This is a genomic window from Clostridium sp. 1001271B_151109_B4, from assembly GCF_015670405.1.
Classification (GTDB): Bacteria; Bacillota; Clostridia; order Clostridiales; family Clostridiaceae; genus Clostridium.
The window spans coordinates 1-22520 of the sequence record NZ_JADPBQ010000029.1 but is presented as its reverse complement, the minus strand read 5'-3'; the positions used below and the strand labels follow the sequence as shown (position 1 = coordinate 22520).

Below are 22520 nucleotides of genomic sequence, written 5' to 3'. Positions count from 1 at the left end.
GAAGAAAGGATAGATATACTTTTGCTGGAGCTAGTTATTTTAAGAGAATGCAAGAGTTAGGTTTGTATACTATTGATACTGCTGAAATTGAAGATAGGATTAAAAAATTGAATTTGGATAATATTTTTGAGCAAAAATTAGTTTAGAATATAGATATGTTAGGCCACTAGCGACGAATTAAAATTTGCTAGTGGTCTTTTGACTAAAAAGATATATTGTTTTAAAGGTTTATTAGGAGAGTAGATGATATAATTATTCCTAATGATAATTTTACTAGTGTATTGGATGTTATTCCAATAAAATATGATGGGAACATAGATATGATTATTGAAACAATAAGTAAGAAGAAATTAAAAGAGTGTGTTCAAAGTGAAATTGCAAATAATCTTAATTTGATTGAAAGTGATTAGATTAAAATAAATATAGTTAAAGCTATATATCTGAAAAATAATATCCATGGACAAAGGTTCTTTTTGATAGGTTTAATATCATAGGTCTAAATTCCTTAAAAATAATTTCCTTAGCTGCTACATCTCCATTTTTAGCTTTAGTAACTAAAGTTTCTATATAATTAAAATTCATAAAAAATCATCCCCTTTCTTAGTATATATGGTTTTAAGCCCTATATTTTATTTGGAGGTGAAATTTTATGAAAGAAATTATATTAGTAATAGATATTGGACATAATGTTCCTTATGATGTAGGAGCAGTGGGAATATGTAATGAAAATAATCTAAATAGATTGGTCGGAAATAAATTAATAAGTAAGCTTAGGGAAAGAGGGATTAAAGTTGTGAATTGTACACCTAGTACTGCAAAAAGTCTTAATGATTCATTGTACCAAAGAGTAAATACAGCAAATAATTCTGGTGCAACATTGTTTGTATCAATACATCATAATGCATGCCTTGGTGGATATGGGTCAGAGGTTTTATGTATTAAAGGTAACTACCAAGGTGGACTATCAACAAAGGTAGGAGAAGCTATCTTAAAAGAGTTAGCTACACTTGGACTTAAAAACAGAGGTGTAAAGGATAGAAGGAATTTATATGTTATTAATAATACTTCAATGCCTGCATTAATTGTTGAATGTGCCTTTGTTGACAGTAGTTCTGATATGGCAAACTATAATCCAGAAAAGTCTGCAGCTGCAATATACAGAGGAATATGTACAGCTCTTGCTTTAGCAGAAGATGAACAATCTAGTAATGATGATAAAGAATATTGTATTGTTAAGTATGGTGATACTTTATGGGGGATAGGTAGAAGATTTAATACTACTGTAGATAGGTTGGTAGCGCTAAATAATATAGCCAATAGAAATTTAATTAACGTTGGACAGAAATTGAGGGTAAAGTAAAAATGATGTGTAAAAGGTTTATGTATTAAGATATGTAAGCCTTTTTTGTTGTTTAAGAGGCGAGATGTAATTAGGGTAAGCTTCGTAATGATAGGGGTAGAGGCTATAGGTATAGTAAAATCTATTTTAATAGTGCAGTAATAAAACTAGAGCATTTAATAAAGAAGAGATGATTAAGCTTATAAATATCATTTTAAATCAAGTTGAAACAGTACAAAGAAAGCAAATAAATGAGCTTATTTGCAATGAGTTATTTAACTTTGCACCTCTTAAGCATAATAAAGCCATTTTGAAAAAAATGGAATACCAGTGAACTATTGGAAATAAAATGTAATTGAAATTATTTATATTAAGGCAGATGGAAAATTGTAAAAAGAAATGTAAAGCCAGTATCAATAGTATTTTCAGAGTATTATTTTTATCCTATTGCCTATTTTGATAGCTTTAAATTTAATAATCCTACTGTATTTAGAATAGATAGAATTATTAAATATAGTGCTGCAGATAGAAAATTTTATATTCCTTATGCAGATAGATTTGAAGAAGGAGAAGTTAGAAAGAGAATTCAGTTTATGTATCAAGGAGATCTAATAATGTATACAATAAAATAATAAGAAATAATTACCTATTATTTAGAAGATATAAATATATGATGAAGTTATTAGAGCTAGAAAAGTGAGGGTAGATAAAGAAGAAGTTATGATTGATAAAATAGTATGGTTTACAACATCCATAGATTTGAGTAATCATCCTATGAGAAATGTAAAGATAAAATTGAAAAAACAGTATTATTTAACACTAGAATATTTTGTAAAAAAACAACTTGATAATAAATATACGGCTTCTCGCCTTGTGCAGTATAGAGAAAAATTTTTGAGTGGAACAGAAATTACAGGGAAGAAAGTTGAAATTAAAGATATAGTTCAGAGTATTATTAATAGTAAATTTCAACCTTGGAGAAATAAATATAGATACTGGATATTATGTGATGCTGCTTTGATTTTTATGGATGATGAATTGATTAGAAAAACTGCTATGGAAATGAAAACATATATGTCTAAACGTCAGCAAGAACAGTTTGAAGTATTGTTAAATGCTTTTAAGGATACTAATGTAGATATTGAACCTATTATATTTGCTGAAGAAATGATTAAGCAATACAGAAAAAATAGAAGCTTTTCAAAAAGTCAGATGCATAAGTATATAGTAACTGCCAATATGAGTGCTGGTAAATCAACACTGATCAACGCATTGGTTGGAAAGTCTTTGGCTAAAACTTCTCAAGAAGTTTGTACAAGTAATATATGTTATTTATATAATAAGCCCTATGAAGATGGTAGAATTCATTTGCAAAATTCTGAGTTTACTAATAATGCAACTCCAAAGGATTTAGAAAGTATTTCATGGGAATTTCAGACAAGCATTGCATCTTATTTTAGAGGTATTGATGATATAGATAGACGTCTTTGTGTTATTGATACACCAGGTGTGAACTCGGCAATAAATCGAAATCATGGAAGAATATCACGAGAAATATTAAAATGTGAGCAGTATGAAAAAGTAATATATGTTCTAAATGCAAACAAGTTAGGTACAGATGAGGAGATTGCTCATTTAAAATGGATATCAGACAATGTACCGAAGGACAAGGTTATATTCGTTTTAAATAAGCTTGATGATTTTAAAATTGTGGATGATAACATATTAGCAAGTATTGAAGGTGTAAAAAGGGATCTTATCTTGATAGGATTTGAAAATCCTGTTATTTGTCCCATATCCGCATATTTTGCATTACTAATTAAGATGAAGGCAAATGGAAATGAATTTACAGAGGATGAAATGGATGAGTATTTACTCTATATTAAAAAATTTAGAAAAACGTCATATGATCTTTCTAAATATTACGAGGGTATTTATGAGGAAGCTTGTGACAATGAAATTGTTGAAATGAGTAAAAAATGTGGATTATATGGTTTAGAAAAAATATTATTTGGAGGAGATATATGAAAAAAGTATTTATTAAGTACAATCCCTATAAATTAGAAACTGAAGTAACTGTTGATGAAAAAAAGCTAGCATATAATAGCAAGCTAGGAGAAAAAATTACACCTGGTTCAAGGCTTCAAGAATGGGTGGAAGAATTACCACGTATTCTTATTGATGAATATAATGATACAGATTTTAATATAACTTTTCATGGAACGCTTCTTGATTTCGAAGATTTAACAGAAGTCTTTACGTTAGCATATGAAAGAGGCGAATTGACAGCTAAGCTTGATAGAAAACCTGCAAAGGAAACCTCAGATAAGGAAGTGCTTATCGATGAGGTATTTAAGGAAATTCAGAATGGTCCATTTGATGAATTAAGGGATAGTGAGATTTTAAGCGCATTTCAACATGCAAAGAGTAGCAATTTTGAAGTATGTGTTGTGGCAACAATGAGTGCAGGGAAATCTACCCTTATAAATTCTATGCTTAGAACAAAGCTTATGCCTTCAAAACAGGAAGCGTGTACAGCAATAATTACTAAAATAAAAGATAGTAACGATTGTACTACTTCATGGAAAGCAAAAGTATATAACAAGAATAATAAGATGACTGAGTCTTATGAGGAATTAACGTATTCTACAATGGAACGTTTGAATGGAGATGAAGACGTATCTGTTATTAAAGTTAATGGGAATATTCCTTTTGTATCTACAGAAGATGTATCACTTGTTTTGATTGATACTCCAGGCCCTAACAACTCTAGGGACCCGGAACACAAGAAAGTACAAAGCGAGTTTTTAAGTAAATCTTCAAAATCATTAGTTTTATATATAATGGAAGGTACCTTTGGTTCTGATGATGATAATGCCTTATTGCAGCGTGTTGCTGATAGCATGAAGGTAGGTGGAAAACAATCGAAAGACAGATTTATCTTCGTTGTTAATAAAATGGATGATCGTAGGAAGGAAGATGGAGATACAGAACAGACACTAGAACGTATTCGTGCTTACTTAAAAAAGAATGGAATTAACAAACCTAATATTTTCCCTGCTGCAGCACTTCCGGCTCTTAATATACGTTTGATTTCTAGTGGAGCTGAGGTTGATGAAGATACATTAGATGAAACAGAGATGAAAGTGCGTAAGCTTAATAGAAATAAAGCTTTTCATTTTGAAAATTATGCATCACTTCCATCAAGTATTCGTGGTGATATTAACAGACAGCTTTCAGAAGCTAAAAATGTTGAGGATGCGTATGCAGAGGCACTGATTCATACAGGGGTTATTTCTGTAGAAGCTGCAATTCGTCAATATGTACAGAAATATGCAAAGACAGCTAAAATTAAAAATATTGTTGATACTTTTATGCATAAGCTTGATGCAGTTGGATGTTTTGAAGAAACTAAACGAGAACTTGCAAAAAATAGAGATGAAAGTGAACGTATAGTAGCACATATCACTAATATTAGAAAAAATATAGATGATGTTAAATCTGCTAAGAAATTTAAAGGTGCAGTAGAGGATGCTGTTATTAGTGTTAATGATGAAGCTAAAGAAGTTATTGATAATATTGTTCAAAAATATCAGGAACGAATAAGAAATCGTATAGATGAGGTTCGTGGACAAGAAGTGGATATAGACGAAGTCAACGATGAGGTTATAAGACTTGAAAGGTTTGCTAAAGAACTTGAATCTCATTTCAAAACAGAATTGGATGAGCTTATTAGAGATAATCTTATTAAGACAAGTAATGCACTTTTAGAAGAATATAAAAAGAAACTTGCTTCTTTAAGAGAAGATATTGAGTCTGAAGGACTTTCAGCAATTAACATTGATCCTTTGAGCTTTATGGGAGGTACTATTATGACAGCTGATGATTTCTCTGTGAAAAGACTAGTTCAGTCTAAAGAAGTTGAAGACGGAGAAGAGTGGGTTGAGAATTATGATAAGAAATGGTATAAACCTTGGACTTGGTTTAAAGAGAAGGGTTATTATACAACTAAGTACAAAACTGTTAAATATGTGGATGCATCAGAGCTTGCTCAGGAATTTCTTACTCCTATTGATGAAACAGTATACGATAATGGAGATGAAGCTAATTCCTATGCAATGAAGCAGTGTAACAAAATTGTAAAGGAATTTGATAAAGAATTTAAGCGTTTGGATGATATTCTAAAACAAAAGCTTTCAGAACTTGAAAGTTTTGCGACAGATAAAGAAAATGCTGAAGAGCGTATCAAAGAATCAGAGCGCAAGTTGGCATGGCTTGAAATAATTAAGGCTAAAGTTGAGTCTATACTCGAAATTTAAGGGAGGTGCTGAAAATGGCATTAACAAAAGCTTTTTATGAAGCTGTTAATTCAGGAAATGTACGACGTGTTCGCATTATGATGAAGAACAGTTTTTTAGTAGATCCATCTTTTACAGAATTTAAAGAAATGGAAAAGGTAGCAGCTTCAATGCAAGGATTATATGATGCTCATGATGGTAGAGGTTTTGAAGAAAATCAAGACAATTGGGATGATAACTATATGGATAAACAAATGGTTAAATTAATAAGTAATTTTTCCCATGAGCGTATTTCTCATGTTAAAGATGTGGTTCGTCATTTACGTCCTGTATGTGCTGTAGCAGGAACAACACAGCAAATTAGTAATACAAGGACAAACTATTCTATAAAGAGTACTCATATGAGTTATGAAGAGAAGAAAAGCCAAGACCAACGTGATGGTCGATATTTGCGTGCAAAAGTTGCTACTGGTGCAGTTACTGGTGCAGTTGCTGGTGCAGTTGTAGGTGGAATTGTTGCGTCAACTGCTAGTGTTTCAGTTGTTGGAGGAGCGTTAGTAGGTGCAGCATTAGGTGCAGTAGTAGGTGGTGTTGTAGTAGCTGTTGTAGCAAAGGGAGGTAATTAGATGAGCGACACAGTTATATTGGGTCATGAAAATAGTATTTCGATATCAAAAGATATTAAAGATACAGTTATGGCAGAAAAAACCAAAAGTAATGTACCTAATTATGAATCACTTCAAATAGGATTTACTGAAGCTAGTAAGCTAGTTGATGATATTGTTTTAAAAAAATATTTGCATAAACTTACTGATTTAGAAATAATACCTTTAGATGATAGCCTAAAGAAAATAAGTGATATTCGTCTTTTTAAGATTACTGAGATGGTATATCAAAATAATGAATATTCAACATATAAATTCGCATCTGTTTTTAATGCTTTACAAAACCTGAATTGTGGAGTATTTATTGTTGTTGATAGTAATGGGCAAAAGACAGATTTTTATATGGGTGTACGCTCATTAGATGATAGGCGTACAACGAAATCACTAAAGGACACATTAAAAAATGCGTTAACTGGTCAATTTCCAGGTGTAAAGACTGAAGATTTGATGGATCCGGTCGCTGAGAAATTTTTGGATAATATTGCTAGTAAAAATATTGCAAGCGTTTCTTGTATTGCTAAAAATAAGGATGAAGAGTTCAAGGATAACGAAACTTTCATCCAAGGATTAGAAAAAATGGCTTTAGCTATGCAGGGGCAGGAGTATACAGCTATCGTACTAGCTAAGAGTGTTCCTATGGATCAGCTTGAAGAAACGCGTCAATATTATGAAATCATTTATACTAAACTATCTCCATTTACAAACATGCAAGTATCTTACGGAACTAATACAGCTTTGAGTGTGTCAGATGCATTCTCAAGGGGAACAACAATGGGTTCTTCTCATTCTGTAAATACATCAGTACAAACAGGAAAAAGTTACTCAAAAGGGACCTCTGAAAATAGTTCTACAACAAAAACAGATACAGTAGGAGCTTTAGCTAAAAGTTTAGGAGTAGCAGCACTAGGTGTTGCTAGTTTAGTTACTGCACCAATGACTGGTGGTGCTAGTATTGCAGTTGCAGGTGGAATGGCTCTTGGACAAATGGCTCTTAATACTTTTAATCCTAAGTCAACTACTACAGGAAAAGGAACAAATGAAAGCCATTCTGAAAATAATTCTGAGACTCGTGGAGAAACAGATGCTACAAATGAAAGCACAACAGAAAATGAAACTAGTACAAAGGGAATTACAACAGGAGCTTCTGACAATATGCAACTGACACTTCAGAATAAATCATTAATAAATATATTAGAAAGAATAGATTTACAACTTAAGAGAATTGATGAGTGTGAAAGCATAGGAATATGGGAATGTGCAGCATACTTCCTTTCTGATAGTCAGGAAACAGCAGAAATGGCTGCAGGAACATATAAAGCACTTATGAAGGGAGAAAAATCAGGGATAGAGACATCTTCGATTAATTTCTGGAGCAGACAAAATCAAAAACAATTGCCAGTATTACGTGAATATATAACTAATTTTATACATCCTGTTTTCAGATATCCATCTGAAATTGTATCAGTTCCAGTAACAGCTGCTTCTTTAGTTAGTAGTAATGAATTAGCCATTCAGATGGGATTGCCAAGAAAATCTGTATGTGGTTTTCCTGTTATTGAACATGCGGATTTTGGAAAAGAAGTTATACAATATAATTCTAAGCTACACAGTAAGGACTTTTGCCTTGGCAAAGTATTCAGTATGGGGAAAGAAACTGAAACAGAAGTGAATATAGATAGTAATTCATTAACTATGCATACTTTTGTTACAGGATCTACAGGTTCAGGTAAAAGTAATACAATATATGAAATTTTAAATCAGTTAAGAAATGTATATGATATTCCATTTCTTGTAGTGGAACCGGCTAAAGGTGAATATAAAAATGTATTTGGACAGTTTGCTGATGTAACTGTGTATGGAACAAATCCTAAAAAATCTACTCTGCTTAGGATTAATCCGTTTAGATTCCCAGAAGATGTTCATGTATTAGAACATTTAGATAGATTAGTTGAGATTTTTAATGTATGTTGGCCAATGTATGCCGCAATGCCAGCGATTTTAAAGGAGTCAATGGAAAAGGCATATGTAACTGCAGGATGGAATTTAGGTACATCTGAAAATCATAAAGGAAATAAATATCCTAATTTTGCTGATTTGCTTGAGCAAATTGAGAATGTTATTAATGAATCTAAATATTCATCAGATAGTAAAGGGGATTATTCAGGAGCTTTATTAACTCGTGTTCGTTCTCTTACAAATGGATTAAATGGTTTAATATTCTGTAATGATGATTTAAGTGACCAAGATTTATTTGATAAAAACGTAATTGTTGATTTAAGTCGTGTTGGTTCGACTGAAACAAAGTCACTAATTATGGGGTTATTAGTAATGAAGCTTAATGAATATCGAATGTCATCAGGAAGAATAAACAGCCCATTATCTCATATTACAGTATTAGAAGAAGCACATAATCTTCTTAAAAGAACTTCAACAGAACAATCCTCAGAAGGAACAAATCTATTAGGAAAGTCTGTTGAACTACTAGCAAATTCAATTGCAGAAATGAGAACATACGGAGAAGGGTTCATAATAGCAGACCAGTCACCAGGTTTATTAGATATGTCTGTTATTAGAAATACTAATACTAAGATTATTTTAAGGTTGCCAGATAAGAGCGATCGAGAATTAGTAGGATATGCAGCTGGACTTGATGAGGAACAAATCAAAGAGTTATCAAAATTGAAAAGAGGAGTTGCAGCTATATACCAAAATGACTGGGTTGAACCTGTTTTAGTTCAAGTTAACAAATGTAGTGTTTCAGAAAGAGTTTATGATTTTACTGGTGAAGTAATGAAAAATGATTCAGAAAATATTCGCTCTCAACTTGTTAATTTTTTAATTCAAGGAAGAGTAAATGAGAGATTAGAATTTTCAATTAATCAGATTGAAAAAGGTCTTGATACATTGGGATTATCTTCTTTAAATTATGAATTTGTTGAAGAACAAATTTTAGAGTTTAAGGAGAATAAAGAATTAATTATTTGGAAGGAAGAGAATTTTAGAAAACTTTCTAGAAGGATAACTGATATATTAGGCGTGCGTGCAAGAATTGAAAATAGTGTTGTTACAGCAATAGATAACAATGAACTTACTGATATGCTTGGCAGAATAGTAAAACAGTTATTTGATAATCCTTCAGAGCACCTTATAATTGCATTAAGTCAATGTTTTATGAAGGATATGAGTACACAACAGGAGGAAACTGAAATAAGAGAGAAAATCTATTTAAATTGGATTCAGTCTGTGTTAGAAAGGAGATCTAAAGTATGATAGGAAACCATAATGATGTTAAAGAAGTGCAATGTAGTAAATTTGCTGATTCTTCATTAGGTAAAAAGCTAGGAACATTTAATTGGGATAGGCTTGCTATTATGGCGGATAAATCATTGGCTGTTATGTATGACGTATATAAGTGTTGTCCAATTGAAAATGGTGAGTGGAATGATGAACGTGGTAATTCAAAATGGTGTCCTGATAAAGAGTATGTTCCTAAAAAGGCAAATCCAGAAGGAAAAACATGGGGGCAAATATTGAAAGAGCATGGAATAGATGGTATAAAATATAAAGATGGAGAACCAGATTTTAGACCTATTAGTAAAGGAAATGTTGAGATTAAGGATTTCTCTGATAATAGAGCAGATAATTTTGATAAGGCAGACATAGGGCTTGCAAAACAACGAGGGTGTTCACCACAGGAAATTAAGAAATGGAGAAAAGAAAATAGTTACACATGGCATGAGTGCAAGGATATGAAAACAATGCAAAAGGTACCTAGCATTGTACATAATAACATGTCTCATAGCGGTGGAATTTCAGAAGCTAAGAAAGGAGCATAATATATGTTACATTATGTATTTGGAGAGATTACATTTAGTGTAGGCTGGAAAGCAAAAAAGACCATTAAATTGTTTGGTAATGAATATAATATTGATTTAAAACTTCAGGCTTATTTTGAAGAGGATGGAATTACCAAGGAACAAGAGAATGCATATATTGAGTATGATAGGTCAAAAGAAAGTAAAATTGAGATAGCTGAAAAGTTATTAAAGGATTATTCTAATTGTGCAGAAACACAATATGTACCAAAAACACTTTTGATAAATAGAGATGGTTCATATGCGTTGCTTTGTGATGATAATGATGATTTAGATGAAGGGATTGCAGTTTGCTTATCACCTGAAGAAGTGATTATTTCCCAAGACGATTATCTATAAGTCATAAAATGAATTTTTAGTAATATATAAAGATATCATAGTTAGAAATATAAAAAATGATTTTGATAAAGAAATAATAGCCTGGATGTCTATTCTTATATTGATTAGATATCCAGGCATTATTAATTAAATTTTTTTCTTTTTATTAAATAATAAGAATCCCGAAGTTGAAGTTAATATAGCCATTAACATAATAAATTTGCTATATAATAATATTCATGTTTCAGGTAATGTAGTTAATTTTATGTACCTAAAAGGCAGTTACAGGTGCTTCTTATAGTATAGATGATTTAGCATTATCTGTTGATTATATTGTTGCTGTACCCCAGATGGCTCTTTATGTTGAATATAGAACTAGAATTTATAAGGTTTATTTAAAATATATAGCATCTGAAGATATACATATTTACTCTATAGATGAAGTGTTTATTGATGTAATAGCATATTTAAAAACCTATAAAATGTCTCCTCATGATTTAGCTATGACAATTATTCATGATGTGTTAAAGACAACTGGTATAACTGCAACAGCTGGTATAGGGAGTAATTTATATCTTGCTAAAATTGCTATGGATATTGTTGCTAAAAAGATGCCTGCTGACAAAGAGGGTGTGCGTATTGCAGAACTTGATGAAATGTCTTATAGACAGTTATTGTGGAATCATAAACCTTTAACATCGTTTTGGAGAGTAGGCAAGGGGTATGCAAAAAAAACTAGAAGCAAACGGTATGTACACTATGGGAGATATTGCAAGAATGTCTTTATTACCTTATGGTGAAAAGTTATTATGCAAGCTTTTTGGAAAAAATGCTGAATTATTAATAGATCATGCATGGGGGAGCCTTGTACATTAGTAGAAGTTAAAGCATATCGCCAGCTACAACAAGTATAACCTCAGGGCAAGTACTTTTATATCCATACTCCTTTGACAAAGCAAGGCTAGTAGTTAATGAATTAACCAGGGTGACCATGAATTTCTAGGGATAAGTAATAGTTACTAGAACAGAAATGAATACGGTCATAAAGAGAAAAATGAAAGACTAAGTATAAAGTAAGAATAACGTAGATAAGGGTTTATGTATTAGGGTACGTAAGACTTTTGTTGTTGTTTAAGAGAATAAAAAGAATATACTATGGCAACACACCTAGTTCTTTTAATTGGTTGTATGATTGTCTTGATATAGGTTGCTTATTAGATAATCAGTTAGATACTGTTTCTTCTGATATGTTGGAAGTTTTAGAAAAAAGATATATAATATATAAAGAAGGTTGTTTAATTAAAAGTTAAATATATAATTAGAACCATATGAAATTGGTATATAGTAGTGTTTTTTATTCTAGAAGAATATGTGAGTTATTGGTTAATACTAGCGTAATGAAATATGGTGTTAAAATATAGAACATCTAATAATAGTATTAGTACAAAGATTTATTTGCTTGATTTTCAGCTGAAATATGAGAATAAGTGTAGTTTAACAGTAGAGAATTTGGTTAGAATTTAAATAATTCTTAATTATATAAGGTGTGGTGATTAAATGAAAAGTTGTAATAAAAAAGAGTTAGAGTTTTCAGTATTCATTATAAATAAACTCTCTGATTACTTAAAAAAGCCAGTGAGCGATATTTATAAAATATTAAAAGATTCTAATATTTTAGAAGATTATATTATAGAATGTTATGATGTTCTCCATACACTAGGAAGTGAATATCTAATGGAAGATATAACGGATGTAATTAGAGAAAGAGGTATTAATTTATGATAGTTTATCATGGGGGGACTGAAGTAATAGAAAATCCAGATATAAAATTTTCTAAGAATTATTTAGATTTTGGTAGAGGGTTTTATGTTACTACGTATAAAGAACAGGCTGAAAAATGGGCTACAAGACGTTCGATGAGAAATAGAAAAAGTGCTATAGTTAATGTATATGAATTAGAAGATGAATTAGATAAATATAAATGTGTGAACTTTAATGATGATGAGAAATGGTTAAATTTTGTTTGTGAATGTCGAAGAGGAAATGATATATACAAACAATATGATTTAATTAGTGGTAGTGTAGCAGATGATGATGTATTTAAAAGTATTGATATGTATTTTAAAGGTCTATGGGATGAAAAAAGAACTTTAAAGGAAATACGATATTATAAAATGAATAATCAAATTTGTATAATTAGTCAAAATTTAATTGATAATGAATTAAAGTTTTTAGAAAGCTATGAGGTGAAGTAAATGGTAACTAATCAAGAGGAACTAGAAAAATTCTACATTCAATCACTTGATAATGATATTATAAAATACTTAGCTGATAAAAAACACATAGAGCTAATTGTTGCTATGGACATATACTACAAAAGTTTATTATGCAAACAAATTCATAATGGAGAAAATGGAATACAGTATTTGGATTATAAATATTTAGTAGAAGATTTGATAGAAAATGAGAAAGGGTTATTTGTGGAGAAATAATTGATATAGTAAAGGATAAAACATAAGGTTTTTATTGAAGATGTCCATGAATTGATTTCAAGTTTTAATATCTTTTAGATATGTAAAAGCTCTAAGGCATTTGATGCTTAGAGCTTTTGTTTTTTAGAAAAATATCATTTTAATTCATTTATTTTTCTATAGTATTTTAACTTAGAACTTATGCTATTATCTATACTTAATATAGTAGATTCGTGAATATTAACATTGATTAGCAAAGTATTCCCAAAAGTCGCGTTTTGGTATACCAAGCTTGACCTTGGGTTTCTAAAGAGTGACTTTTGGTAAAAGAATCCAATCTGGGAATTATTTTTTTATCCTCAAGAATAGTGAGCTCTGCTTCATAATTTTCACCATCCCAGGTAACCTTGGTTAAAATTGTTTGCAAAAGTAATCTTCTTGTATTAATATCTTCAGTTAATTCAAATGTAGATTCGAGCTTATCAAATTGATCTAATACTATCTTTAAGTTTTCTATGTCATAAGCAACAGTTTTCTTTTCTTCGGATTCAGTTTCTAAAGATTCCTTTAGAATATTAACTTCATCACTTAATTTATTAACTTCTTGCATTATATAATTAGAAACTGTTTCATTAGTAGCTTGTGATAATTGTTTAATAAGTGTATTTATTGCTGCTTCTTTTTCCTTAATATCAGATCTAATAGAATCAACTTTATTATTTTTAATATCTAATTTAGTTGCATCACTGTATAAATCCAGTAAATATTTATTTAAGGTATCTCTATTATAAGCAAATAGTTGGTCCGTAACTATCTTATCTAATCTATCAACTCTTATATTTTTATTAGTACATTTTTTTCCACGAGAATTATCTTTAGAACCACATACATAATAGTCATATCTAACTCCAGGGGCTGTTTTTGATGTATGGCCCTGTTTTATTATCATATTAGCACCACAACTACTACACTTTAATATGCCTGTTAATAATGCACTGTTATTAGCACCAGTTCCTAATCTTTTAACCTTCTTATTCCTATTCTTGTTAAGCAACTTTTGTATAAGTATCCATTCTGTACTATCTATAATCCCTTTATGATTAGCTACAGCATATATCCATTCTTTAATATCTCTATCTATAGTCATTTTTTTTGTTTTATTATAAGTTAAGTAGCCATTACCGTTAGCTTCACCATAAACATTTAGTCCTAAACTCCTTAGATATTCATGAGTTATTTCTGAAGACTTAACATATAAAGGAGAGGAGAGAATACGTCTTACTTGCATAGTCTGCCATTCACCACCATTTTTCCCTTTATACATATTATCTTGTAAGTAATTAGTAACTTGTGTTATAGAATTAGTTTCATTGTACTTTGTATATATTAATTTGACGATATTTAACTCTTCTTCAATAGGAGATAGTTTCATTAAACTTCTTTCATTGTAGTTTTCATCAATATAAGATACCTTTTCTGATGTAAATCCAAAAGGTTCTTGACCACCTAACCAACGGCCAGTTTTTGATAACAATAACATATTATCTCTTACACGTTCAGCTATAGTTTCACGCTCTAATTGAGCAAAAACTGATGATATGTATAACATGGCCTTACCCATAGGTGTAGATGTATCAAATTGCTCTTTTAATGATACAAAGGCTACATTGTGTTCTTCAAGCATATTGTAGGTAGTAGCAAAGTCAGCTACAGATCTACTAATTCTATCTAATCTATAACATATTAATACATCAATACTATTTGATTTTATATCTTTTAGTAATTGTTGAAATTTAGGTCTATTAGTATTACCACCAGTAAAACCTTCATCCTCATAAATTGAGAAGTCTGTTACTTCAGGATAATATCTCTCTAAATAGCTTCGGCATAATTCTATTTGATTTTCTATAGACTCACCTTTACCAGTAAAAAGTGATTTTCTAGAATAAATTGCTGCTTTTTTCAATTATAATCACCTCATCTGTTAATATTGTATGTAAAAATAACTTTCCCTAGTAGTAAAACTACTAGGGAAATGTTTTTAATTTAAACTAAACTTTGGGGCGTTTAAAACTTGTTAATTTCATTTTTTAGGGTTGGTGCTCTAAGGCTCACGAATATAGGCATAGTTTTCATTTATAAAAAGCACTTTCTTTCTTTTTATGTAGGTGTAATGTCCTTCAACATTTCCAAGTGGAACTATGTAAAATCATATACCAAATTTTTTACATAATGCAAAAGGATCATTAGTCAGGCTGTAGTTTTGGAATAGTGTCAGAAATTAGAACAGATGAATATAATGTTAGAAGTTTCATCCGATGGCTACCATCCGTAATACTCACTTGTTCTATAACAGTGAGTAAACGGCTGCTACGTCCCTGGATAACGAATTCTAACCTCCAATGGGAGTACCCCCACTAGAGCTAAGAATTCTGTTTATAACAAGAATTAAATGGGAGGTGAGGGAATGGCAAGGGAAATTAAAGTTAAAATAAAAGGCGAGATATCAGATTACAACATTGAATTATTTAACAGACAATTAGCCATTACCTTGATGAAAGAATTAGGAACTGAAAAGTGTGGAGTATTATTAGAACTTCTAAAGCAAAAAGAATTAGAAAGTAACAAATGATAACCAGGCGAATTAGCCTTAACCAATAAGTATTAACATAATAAAGAATTTGTTAAAGGATGAATTTAAGAAGTATGAGCTGATGCTAAGATAAGGAATTGTTATAACATAAAAGGCTACACTATTAACTTAGTTAGACAAGTTAACATAAATGAAAAAGTATTAGCTAAAAGTGTAGCATAAAAAAAGGTTGGCTTTTTGTATAAAATATATTGACATAAGATGAAGTAAATTAAGAATGCTTTTAACACTTAACAGTAGAAGTTTCTTAGAGTGAAAAATCTCTTACTAATAATAATTTAATTAAAATATCTTTATTAAATTTAGGTATTTTCTATATCAATTAAATTGCTTATATATTTTGTTTTTCCATTTAATACATCATTGTAGAAAGCTTGTTTATTATCAATAAAGTCAATATATTCATTAAGTTCATTGATTTTTTTCAATAAAGATTCTCTTGATTTATTAAGCATTTCTTTTCTTTGAGGAATTGTAGATGGACCTTCTATACAATGATTCATATATAATTTCATATCTTTAATACTCATACCGCATTTTCTCAAACATTGCAAACCTTTTAACCATGCGATATTTTTATCATCAAAAATACGATAGTTATTTTTATCTCTTTTTACGTTTGGAACTAAACCTTCTTTGCAATAAAACTTTAATGTTTCATAAGATATTCCAACTTGTTCGCATACATATTTGCTTGTATACATGAAATCGCCTCCTAATTTTAAAAAAAGTCTTGCTCGGTAGTGACTACCGGCTAGTAATATTATTATAAAATATAAAATACTAAAAATAAAGGAGGAGTTTAAATGGAATATGTTACCTTAAATAATGGAGTAAATATGCCAGCAGTTGGATTTGGAGTTTTTCAAATTACTGATAAAGAAGAATGTATTAAGGTTGTACTAGATGCTATCAATGCTGGATATCGATTAATTGATACAGCACAATCTTATGGAAATGAAGAAGCAGTTGGAGATGCTATTTCTAAATCATCAGTGCCTAGAGAAGAATTGTTTGTTACAACTAAAGTATGGATTAGCAATGGTGGATATGATAAAGCAAAAAAATCTATTGAATCTTCTTTGAAGAAAATGAAGTTAGATTATTTAGATTTGGTATTAATCCATCAACCATTAAATGATTATTATGGAACTTATAGAGCTATGGAAGAGTTATATAAAGAGGGAAAAATTAAGGCGATAGGTGTGTCAAATTTCTATCCAGACCGTTTAGTTGACTTAGCTTTATTTAATGAAGTAACACCAGCAGTAAACCAAATTGAGATTAATCCATTTAATCAACAAATATTGGCACAGGATTATAATAGTAAGTATGGGGTACAGCTACAAGCATGGGCTCCTTTTGCAGAAGGAAGAAATGGAATATTTGATAATACTATTTTAAAGGCAATTGGAGATAAGTATGATAAATCAATTGCACAAGTTATTTTAAGATGGTTGCTACAAAGAGGAATTGTTCCGCTATCAAAGACAGTGAATAAAGAAAGAATGTTGCAAAATATAGATATTTTCGATTTTGAATTAACAAAGGATGATATGGATAAAATTTCTGATTTAGATAAAAAAGAAAGTTCTTTCTTTAACCATCAAGAAGCGTCATCAGTAGAGATGTTAGCAAGCCTTATTAGATAGGAATAAAGTAAATGAAAGTATTATTGATAAATGGTAGTCCGAATAGTAAGGGATGTACTCATACAGCATTAGAAGGAGTTTCTAAAATATTAAATCAAGGTTGAAAATTAATTTGTATCAAATTACTTTATAATGTTTTTTAGAAGGATGTATCTATAAATAGACACTATTATGAAATGGTTGTATTGACCGAGCTAAGGGATGGTATTAGATTTGGAGAATGATAGTAGACAGTACAAATATGTTGTTAGAGATCTAGTACAAATAGAAACAAAAGAATCAAGACCAGAAGATTATAGAATAGAAAATGTGCTAAAAGGATATATTATAAAAAAAAAAAGGGGATAAGAAATACACAGTTTTATGTTTGTAATTAAAGATATAACTAAAGAGAAGGTGTCAAAGGAAATAGCTACTTGATTAAAAAATATTAAACAACTAAAGAAAAAGAAAGAGGTTAGAAAAGTTGAAGAAAGAAAAATTTGGAATAATTTTACCAATTACATTACTAGCGTATTTTTTGATATTAATGGATAATTCGATTATTTTTACAAGTTCAGTACAGATAGGTGAAAGCTTAGGTTTATCTGCCACGGCACTTTCATGGATATCAAGTGCTTATACACTCACTTTTGGAGGGTTTTTACTTTTAAGCGGTAGACTTTCTGATTTATTGGGAAGAAAACGTATTTTTTTGATTGGACTGGTTATTTTTGGAATAAGTTCATTGGTGATTGGGATATCGAAAACACCGGAAATGGTGATCGCTATGCGTGCAGTTCAAGGGATTGGTAGCTCCATTATTGCACCAACAACACTTGCATTAATTATGGATACATATCAAGATAACATGAAACAACGTGCTATTTCTTATTACGGAGCAACTGCTGGAATTGGCTCAAGTATTGGATTACTAGTTGGAGGTGGACTGACTAGCTTAATTTCTTGGCAGGCAGGATTCTTAATAAATGTCCCATTTACTATTTTGTTGTTTGTCTTAACACTGAAATATGTGAATAATACGGAACGCCGAAAAGAAAATGTTGATTATTTGGGCAGTTTGTTATCGATTATAGGATTGATAGGAATCATATATGGATTTACTGAAGGAAAGTTTAAATTCGTATTTATTGGCATCATCTTTTTAGGTCTATTTATTTTCTGGGAGCAGAAGGCTTCTTCTCCTATTTTACCTTTATCACTATTTAAAAATAAGATACGTTCCGGGGCTTACGTCGCTCGTCTCTTATTTATGATGTCTATGCTACCATTTTGGTTCTTTTTACCGCAAATGATGCAAAACCAATATGGTTTTTCGCCTTTAGAATCGGGAGTTGCTTTTTTACCAATGACAATTGTTAATTTTATTATTGCTATGCAGTTACCGAGATTAACTAAAAAATTTGATAACAACAAGCTATTACTTACTGGAGAAATAATCTTAGCAATAGGATTAATCATACTTGCTGTTTCGAATCCAGCTAACGGTTATTGGCAGACTATTTTTATTCCTATTATCATACTTGGGTTAGGACAAGGATTGATTTTAGCACCGGTCACTTCAGCTGGAGTTCATGAAGCACCAGATGAACTGGCTGGAATTGCCAGTGGGGTGACAAATACGATGCACCAAATTGGTGGTCCTATTGGATTAGCACTTATTGTCTCAACTACTAATAATTTTCAAACTGAAATGTGGATGATGGCAGGATTTACTTTTATTTCTATATTAGTGGTTGCTATTTTTGTAAATAAAAAGAAATAGACATTTACTTTTAAGAAGTTTAAATTATCAATTAACGAAAAAACAGAAGATAAAGCCAATATATATCATTTATATATCATTGTGCCTTATCTTCTGTTTTTATATGCATAATTCTAATTTGCCATTTAATGATAAAAGTTTATGCCATTTAAAATTGAGAAAGATTATGATTTTACGCAAAGAATGAACAATAATATTAATTTTAATATATGTGGAAATAATTTTTTCAAAATTATATGTTTGATATTGAGAGTGTAGATGTTGAAACAGATGAAGAATATATTTCAAAGACTATGCAAATAAGTGAATTGAAGAAAGAATTAGAGTTAGAAAAGCAAAAAATCACTATGATACCTAAGATACTTAATACTTATGAACATAGACCAATAGTAATTAAAGCATTAAGAGAGACTGAGAGTCAAATTGTGATAGTATCTCCTTGGATTAAGGGGGATGCAACAGATTTTGAATTAAGGGGCGAAATTAAAAATGCAATGACTAGAAGGGTTAAGGTAGTTATATGTTATGGTATTGGTGATAAAATAGATAATGATGTTAAGTATGCAGTAGATTTATTAAATAAGCTTAAAGAGGATAAAAGTATAGGGAAATATTATAACTTATAAAATTGGGCAATACTCATGAAAAAGTATTGGTTTGTGATAATAAATTTACCGTAATAACTAGATTTAATTGGTTAGCATTTAAAGGTAATCCTAAATGAGGATTCAGACAAGAAACAGGTTCACTCTTAGAAGGTTAAGAAAGTGCTGATAACATGCTAAAAAACTTACAATCAAGAATTATAGAAGCTAACAATAGGAGTAATATAACAATATAGGTGATAACCTCAGTTAAGAAATAAGCTTCTTCCTTCGGAAATACGTTTAAAATTCCATAATTTCATTGGTAAGCATATGCATGATCATAAGCTTGTCACTATTTTGAATTATCCACAAATACACCAAGGGGTTAGGGAATCACCAGTGTCAGGCACTAGGGTATCAATATATTTTATTAAATGGTTTATGTATTAAGGTGCGTAAACCATTTTGTTTCTAGAGAATAAAAAGATAAAATATCTATAAAATTAACTTTGAGGAACAGTTTAAATAATTTAAACTTATTGTTTAATCAACATAAAAATTAGGCTATAATAAAAGGTAAGAAAGAAAGTGGAGGTAAGGCGAAATGGAGCAAAAACCACTTCCAATAGGAATAGATAATTTTGAAATGCTAATAACAAGAGGATATTACTTTGTAGATAAAACTCTTCTAATAAAGGATTTATTAGATAATAAAGCTGCAGTAAATTTATTTACTAGACCAAGAAGATTTGGTAAGACATTAAATATGAGTATGCTTCAATATTATTTTGAAGATAGAAGAGATGAATTTACCGGAGAGAAGATAGATAACTCTTATCTTTTTGATGGGTTAAATATAAAGGTATCAGGAGAAAAATATACTAAGGATATTGGTAAGTATCCTGTAATTAATCTTTCTCTTAAATCAGCAAAGCAAGGAAGTTTAGATTTAGCATTTCAATGCATCAGGGAAGAAATTTCAAATGAATTCAAAAGACATGAATATATAATAGAAAGTGATGTATTAAAATCTGAAAAAGAACATTTTATGAAAATTGTAAATAATGATAAGGATATGTCATTATATATTACATCATTAAAATTCCTAAGTAATTGCTTGAGTAAATACCACAATGAAAAAGTAATAATTCTAATAGATGAATATGATGTACCACTAGAAAATGCTTTTTTTGAAGGGTTTTATAATGAAATGATAAGCTTTATAAGATCACTATTTGAGTCAGCATTAAAAACAAATCCATCATTAGAGTTTTCAGTAATTACAGGTTGTTTACGTATCTCAAAAGAAAGTATTTTCACAGGACTTAACAACTTGAAAATTATATCGATCTTAGATGATAGATATGCAGAGCATTTTGGGTTTACAGATGAAGAGGTTGTAAAAATTTGTGATGATTATAATATGCAACATAAGTATGAAACTATAAAGCAGTGGTTCAATGGGTATATATTTGGAGAAACAAATGTATATAATCCATGGAGTGTAATGCAATATGTTGATGACTTAAAGGCTAATATAAATAAGTTACCTAAATCATATTGGGCAAATACAAGCTCAAACAGTATAGTAAAAAGTCTTATAGAAAGAGCAGATGATATAACAAAAGGCGAAATAGAGGCTTTAATAGAAGGTAAAACTATAGAAAAACCAGTACATGAAGACATAACCTACGATGATGTTTATGATAATTTAGATAACCTTTGGAACTTTATGTTCTTTACAGGATATTTCAAAAAGATAAGTGAAAGAATGGATGAAAATACCCAAGAAAAGTTTGTAGAGTTAGCAATACCAAACTTAGAAGTTAAGTATATCTTTAGAACTAAGATACTTAAATGGTTTAATGAAAAGATAAAGAGCGAAGATTTATCTCTTCTTTATACTTCAATTATAAAAGGAGAAGTTGATGTATTCCAAAAGGAAGTAAATAGATTATTGAAGAAGACAATAAGCTTTAATGATGCATATGAAAACTTTTATCATGGATTTATGATAGGATTATTATCGCATATGGATGGTTACATTGTAAAATCAAATAGGGAGACCGGTGATGGAAGGTGTGATATTTATATAAAGCCACTATCAATTTTTGATAAAGCAGTAATAATTGAAATGAAGGTTTGTGATAAACCAAAAGAGCTATTTACAAAGCCACAAGATGCTCTGCAGCAAATTGAAGATAAAAAATATGCATATGAGCTTAATGAAAGTGGTTATGAGGATATTATAAAGTATGGAATGGCTTTTTATAGAAAAGACTGTATTGTAAAAATAGAAGAATAACAAGCAAATCTGAAGGAAAGAACTAGGATAATACACCTAGTTCTTTTAATTTGTTATATGATTTTCTAGATATAGGTTGATTATTAGATAACCAGTTAGATACTGTTTCTTGTGATATATTAATTAATTTTACTAAAGATTTAATGGAAAGATTATTAGCATTCATGAATGTATTTAAAGTTGTAGAAATATCTACATCCTCTTCATACATTGAATCATAAAAATATTTTGTATCCAGTTCAAAAAAGGCTGCTAATTTCTTTGAAACTTCTTTAGTAGGATAAATATTTTTATCTTCATATTTTTTATACTATTTATTGGTATATTAGCCTGAATCTCTAATTGCCTTCTACTTAATCCATTTATTTTCCTATAGTATTTTAACTTAGAACTTATGCTATCATCCGTATTTAATACAAAAGATTTGTGAATATTAACATTCATTAGTAAAGTATCCCATAAAGTCGCGTTTTGATATACCAAGCTTGTCCTTGCCATTTAGCTGAAAGTGGTGAATGCATACTTTGTTCTCAATTACAAGGTAGTCATTTTTGTGATTGTTTAAATTGGAATGGAGTTTGTATTTATCAAG

19 protein-coding genes and 3 pseudogenes are annotated in these 22520 nt (G+C 30.0%); 19 read left to right on the top strand and 3 right to left on the bottom strand.

What is annotated here, in order from left to right; all coding sequences use genetic code 11:
- Positions 1-146 (top strand): annotated as a pseudogene (locus I4V63_RS15700) (FAD-dependent oxidoreductase); the annotation flags it as partial.
- A 286-nt stretch (positions 147-432) separates the two neighbouring features.
- On the opposite strand, the gene I4V63_RS14395 reads toward I4V63_RS15700, so the two are convergent.
- Complete coding sequence (locus I4V63_RS14395; RefSeq protein WP_196001923.1) at positions 433-582, bottom strand: helix-turn-helix domain-containing protein; 150 nt, start codon at positions 580-582, stop codon at positions 433-435.
- Positions 583-649: 67 nt separating this feature from the next.
- Here I4V63_RS14395 and I4V63_RS14390 point away from each other — a divergent pair, with 67 nt between their 5' ends.
- The 11 genes and pseudogenes from I4V63_RS14390 to I4V63_RS14335 all read left to right on the top strand — a co-directional run bounded on the left by I4V63_RS14390 (position 650) and on the right by I4V63_RS14335 (position 12987).
- Entirely contained in the window at positions 650-1360 is a 711-nt protein-coding gene (locus I4V63_RS14390; protein WP_196001922.1) for an N-acetylmuramoyl-L-alanine amidase, read from the top strand.
- A 675-nt stretch (positions 1361-2035) separates the two neighbouring features.
- Entirely contained in the window at positions 2036-3367 is a 1332-nt protein-coding gene (locus tag I4V63_RS15960) for a dynamin family protein (RefSeq protein ID WP_196001921.1), read from the top strand.
- Positions 3319-5658 (top strand): dynamin family protein, encoded by a 2340-nt coding sequence (locus tag I4V63_RS14375; RefSeq protein ID WP_243280522.1) that lies wholly within the window; start codon positions 3319-3321, stop codon positions 5656-5658. Before I4V63_RS15960 ends, I4V63_RS14375 begins: the two co-directional genes overlap by 49 nt.
- 14 nt (positions 5659-5672) lie before the next feature.
- The gene (locus tag I4V63_RS14370; RefSeq protein ID WP_196001920.1) at positions 5673-6263 is read left to right on the top strand and encodes a hypothetical protein; all 591 of its coding nucleotides are present in this window, start codon (positions 5673-5675) and stop codon (positions 6261-6263) included.
- A complete protein-coding gene (locus tag I4V63_RS14365) occupies positions 6264-9572 on the top strand; it encodes a DUF87 domain-containing protein (protein WP_196001919.1) in 3309 nt (1102 codons plus the stop codon).
- A complete protein-coding gene (locus I4V63_RS14360) occupies positions 9569-10138 on the top strand; it encodes an HNH endonuclease (protein ID WP_196001918.1) in 570 nt (189 codons plus the stop codon). Before I4V63_RS14365 ends, I4V63_RS14360 begins: the two co-directional genes overlap by 4 nt.
- Positions 10139-10141: 3 nt before the next feature.
- Complete coding sequence (locus I4V63_RS14355) at positions 10142-10516, top strand: hypothetical protein (RefSeq protein WP_196001917.1); 375 nt, start codon at positions 10142-10144, stop codon at positions 10514-10516.
- Between the two features lie 293 nt (positions 10517-10809).
- Positions 10810-11477, top strand: a pseudogene (locus I4V63_RS14350) (DNA methylase); the annotation flags it as partial.
- Positions 11478-12052: 575 nt separating this feature from the next.
- Positions 12053-12277, top strand: a complete 225-nt coding sequence (locus I4V63_RS14345; RefSeq protein WP_196001916.1) for a DUF3791 domain-containing protein — start codon at positions 12053-12055, stop codon at positions 12275-12277.
- A complete protein-coding gene (locus I4V63_RS14340) occupies positions 12274-12750 on the top strand; it encodes a DUF3990 domain-containing protein (protein WP_196001915.1) in 477 nt (158 codons plus the stop codon). The genes I4V63_RS14345 and I4V63_RS14340 overlap by 4 nt, the downstream gene beginning before the upstream one ends.
- Positions 12751-12987, top strand: a complete 237-nt coding sequence (locus I4V63_RS14335; RefSeq protein WP_196001914.1) for a hypothetical protein — start codon at positions 12751-12753, stop codon at positions 12985-12987.
- Between the two features lie 229 nt (positions 12988-13216).
- Here I4V63_RS14335 and I4V63_RS14330 read toward each other — a convergent pair whose 3' ends face one another.
- Positions 13217-14932 carry a recombinase family protein gene (locus I4V63_RS14330; RefSeq protein ID WP_196001913.1) on the bottom strand — a complete coding sequence of 572 codons (1716 nt, stop codon included), beginning with the start codon at positions 14930-14932 and terminating at the stop codon, positions 13217-13219.
- Positions 14933-15433: 501 nt separating this feature from the next.
- On the opposite strand from I4V63_RS14330, the gene I4V63_RS14325 reads away from it, so the two are divergent.
- Positions 15434-15598: a hypothetical protein gene (locus tag I4V63_RS14325; RefSeq protein ID WP_196001912.1), complete on the top strand. Its 165-nt coding sequence runs from the start codon at positions 15434-15436 to the stop codon at positions 15596-15598.
- Between the two features lie 323 nt (positions 15599-15921).
- Here I4V63_RS14325 and I4V63_RS14320 read toward each other — a convergent pair whose 3' ends face one another.
- Entirely contained in the window at positions 15922-16323 is a 402-nt protein-coding gene (locus tag I4V63_RS14320; protein WP_196001911.1) for a MerR family transcriptional regulator, read from the bottom strand.
- 102 nt (positions 16324-16425) lie between these two features.
- Between I4V63_RS14320 and I4V63_RS14315 the strand changes: the two genes are divergently transcribed.
- From I4V63_RS14315 to I4V63_RS14295, 6 genes and pseudogenes are all read left to right on the top strand, one after another.
- Entirely contained in the window at positions 16426-17271 is an 846-nt protein-coding gene (locus I4V63_RS14315) for an aldo/keto reductase (protein WP_196001910.1), read from the top strand.
- A gap of 11 nt (positions 17272-17282) precedes the next feature.
- A pseudogene (locus tag I4V63_RS15955) lies at positions 17283-17369 on the top strand (flavodoxin family protein); the annotation flags it as partial.
- A 115-nt stretch (positions 17370-17484) separates the two neighbouring features.
- Positions 17485-17619 (top strand): hypothetical protein, encoded by a 135-nt coding sequence (locus tag I4V63_RS15830; RefSeq protein WP_279325759.1) that lies wholly within the window; start codon positions 17485-17487, stop codon positions 17617-17619.
- A 118-nt stretch (positions 17620-17737) separates the two neighbouring features.
- The gene (locus I4V63_RS14305) at positions 17738-19036 is read left to right on the top strand and encodes an MFS transporter (RefSeq protein ID WP_196001909.1); all 1299 of its coding nucleotides are present in this window, start codon (positions 17738-17740) and stop codon (positions 19034-19036) included.
- A 236-nt stretch (positions 19037-19272) separates the two neighbouring features.
- Positions 19273-19662 (top strand): hypothetical protein, encoded by a 390-nt coding sequence (locus tag I4V63_RS14300; protein WP_196001908.1) that lies wholly within the window; start codon positions 19273-19275, stop codon positions 19660-19662.
- Positions 19663-20227: 565 nt separating this feature from the next.
- Positions 20228-21928, top strand: a complete 1701-nt coding sequence (locus I4V63_RS14295; protein ID WP_196001907.1) for an AAA family ATPase — start codon at positions 20228-20230, stop codon at positions 21926-21928.
- Positions 21929-22520 lie beyond the last annotated feature (592 nt).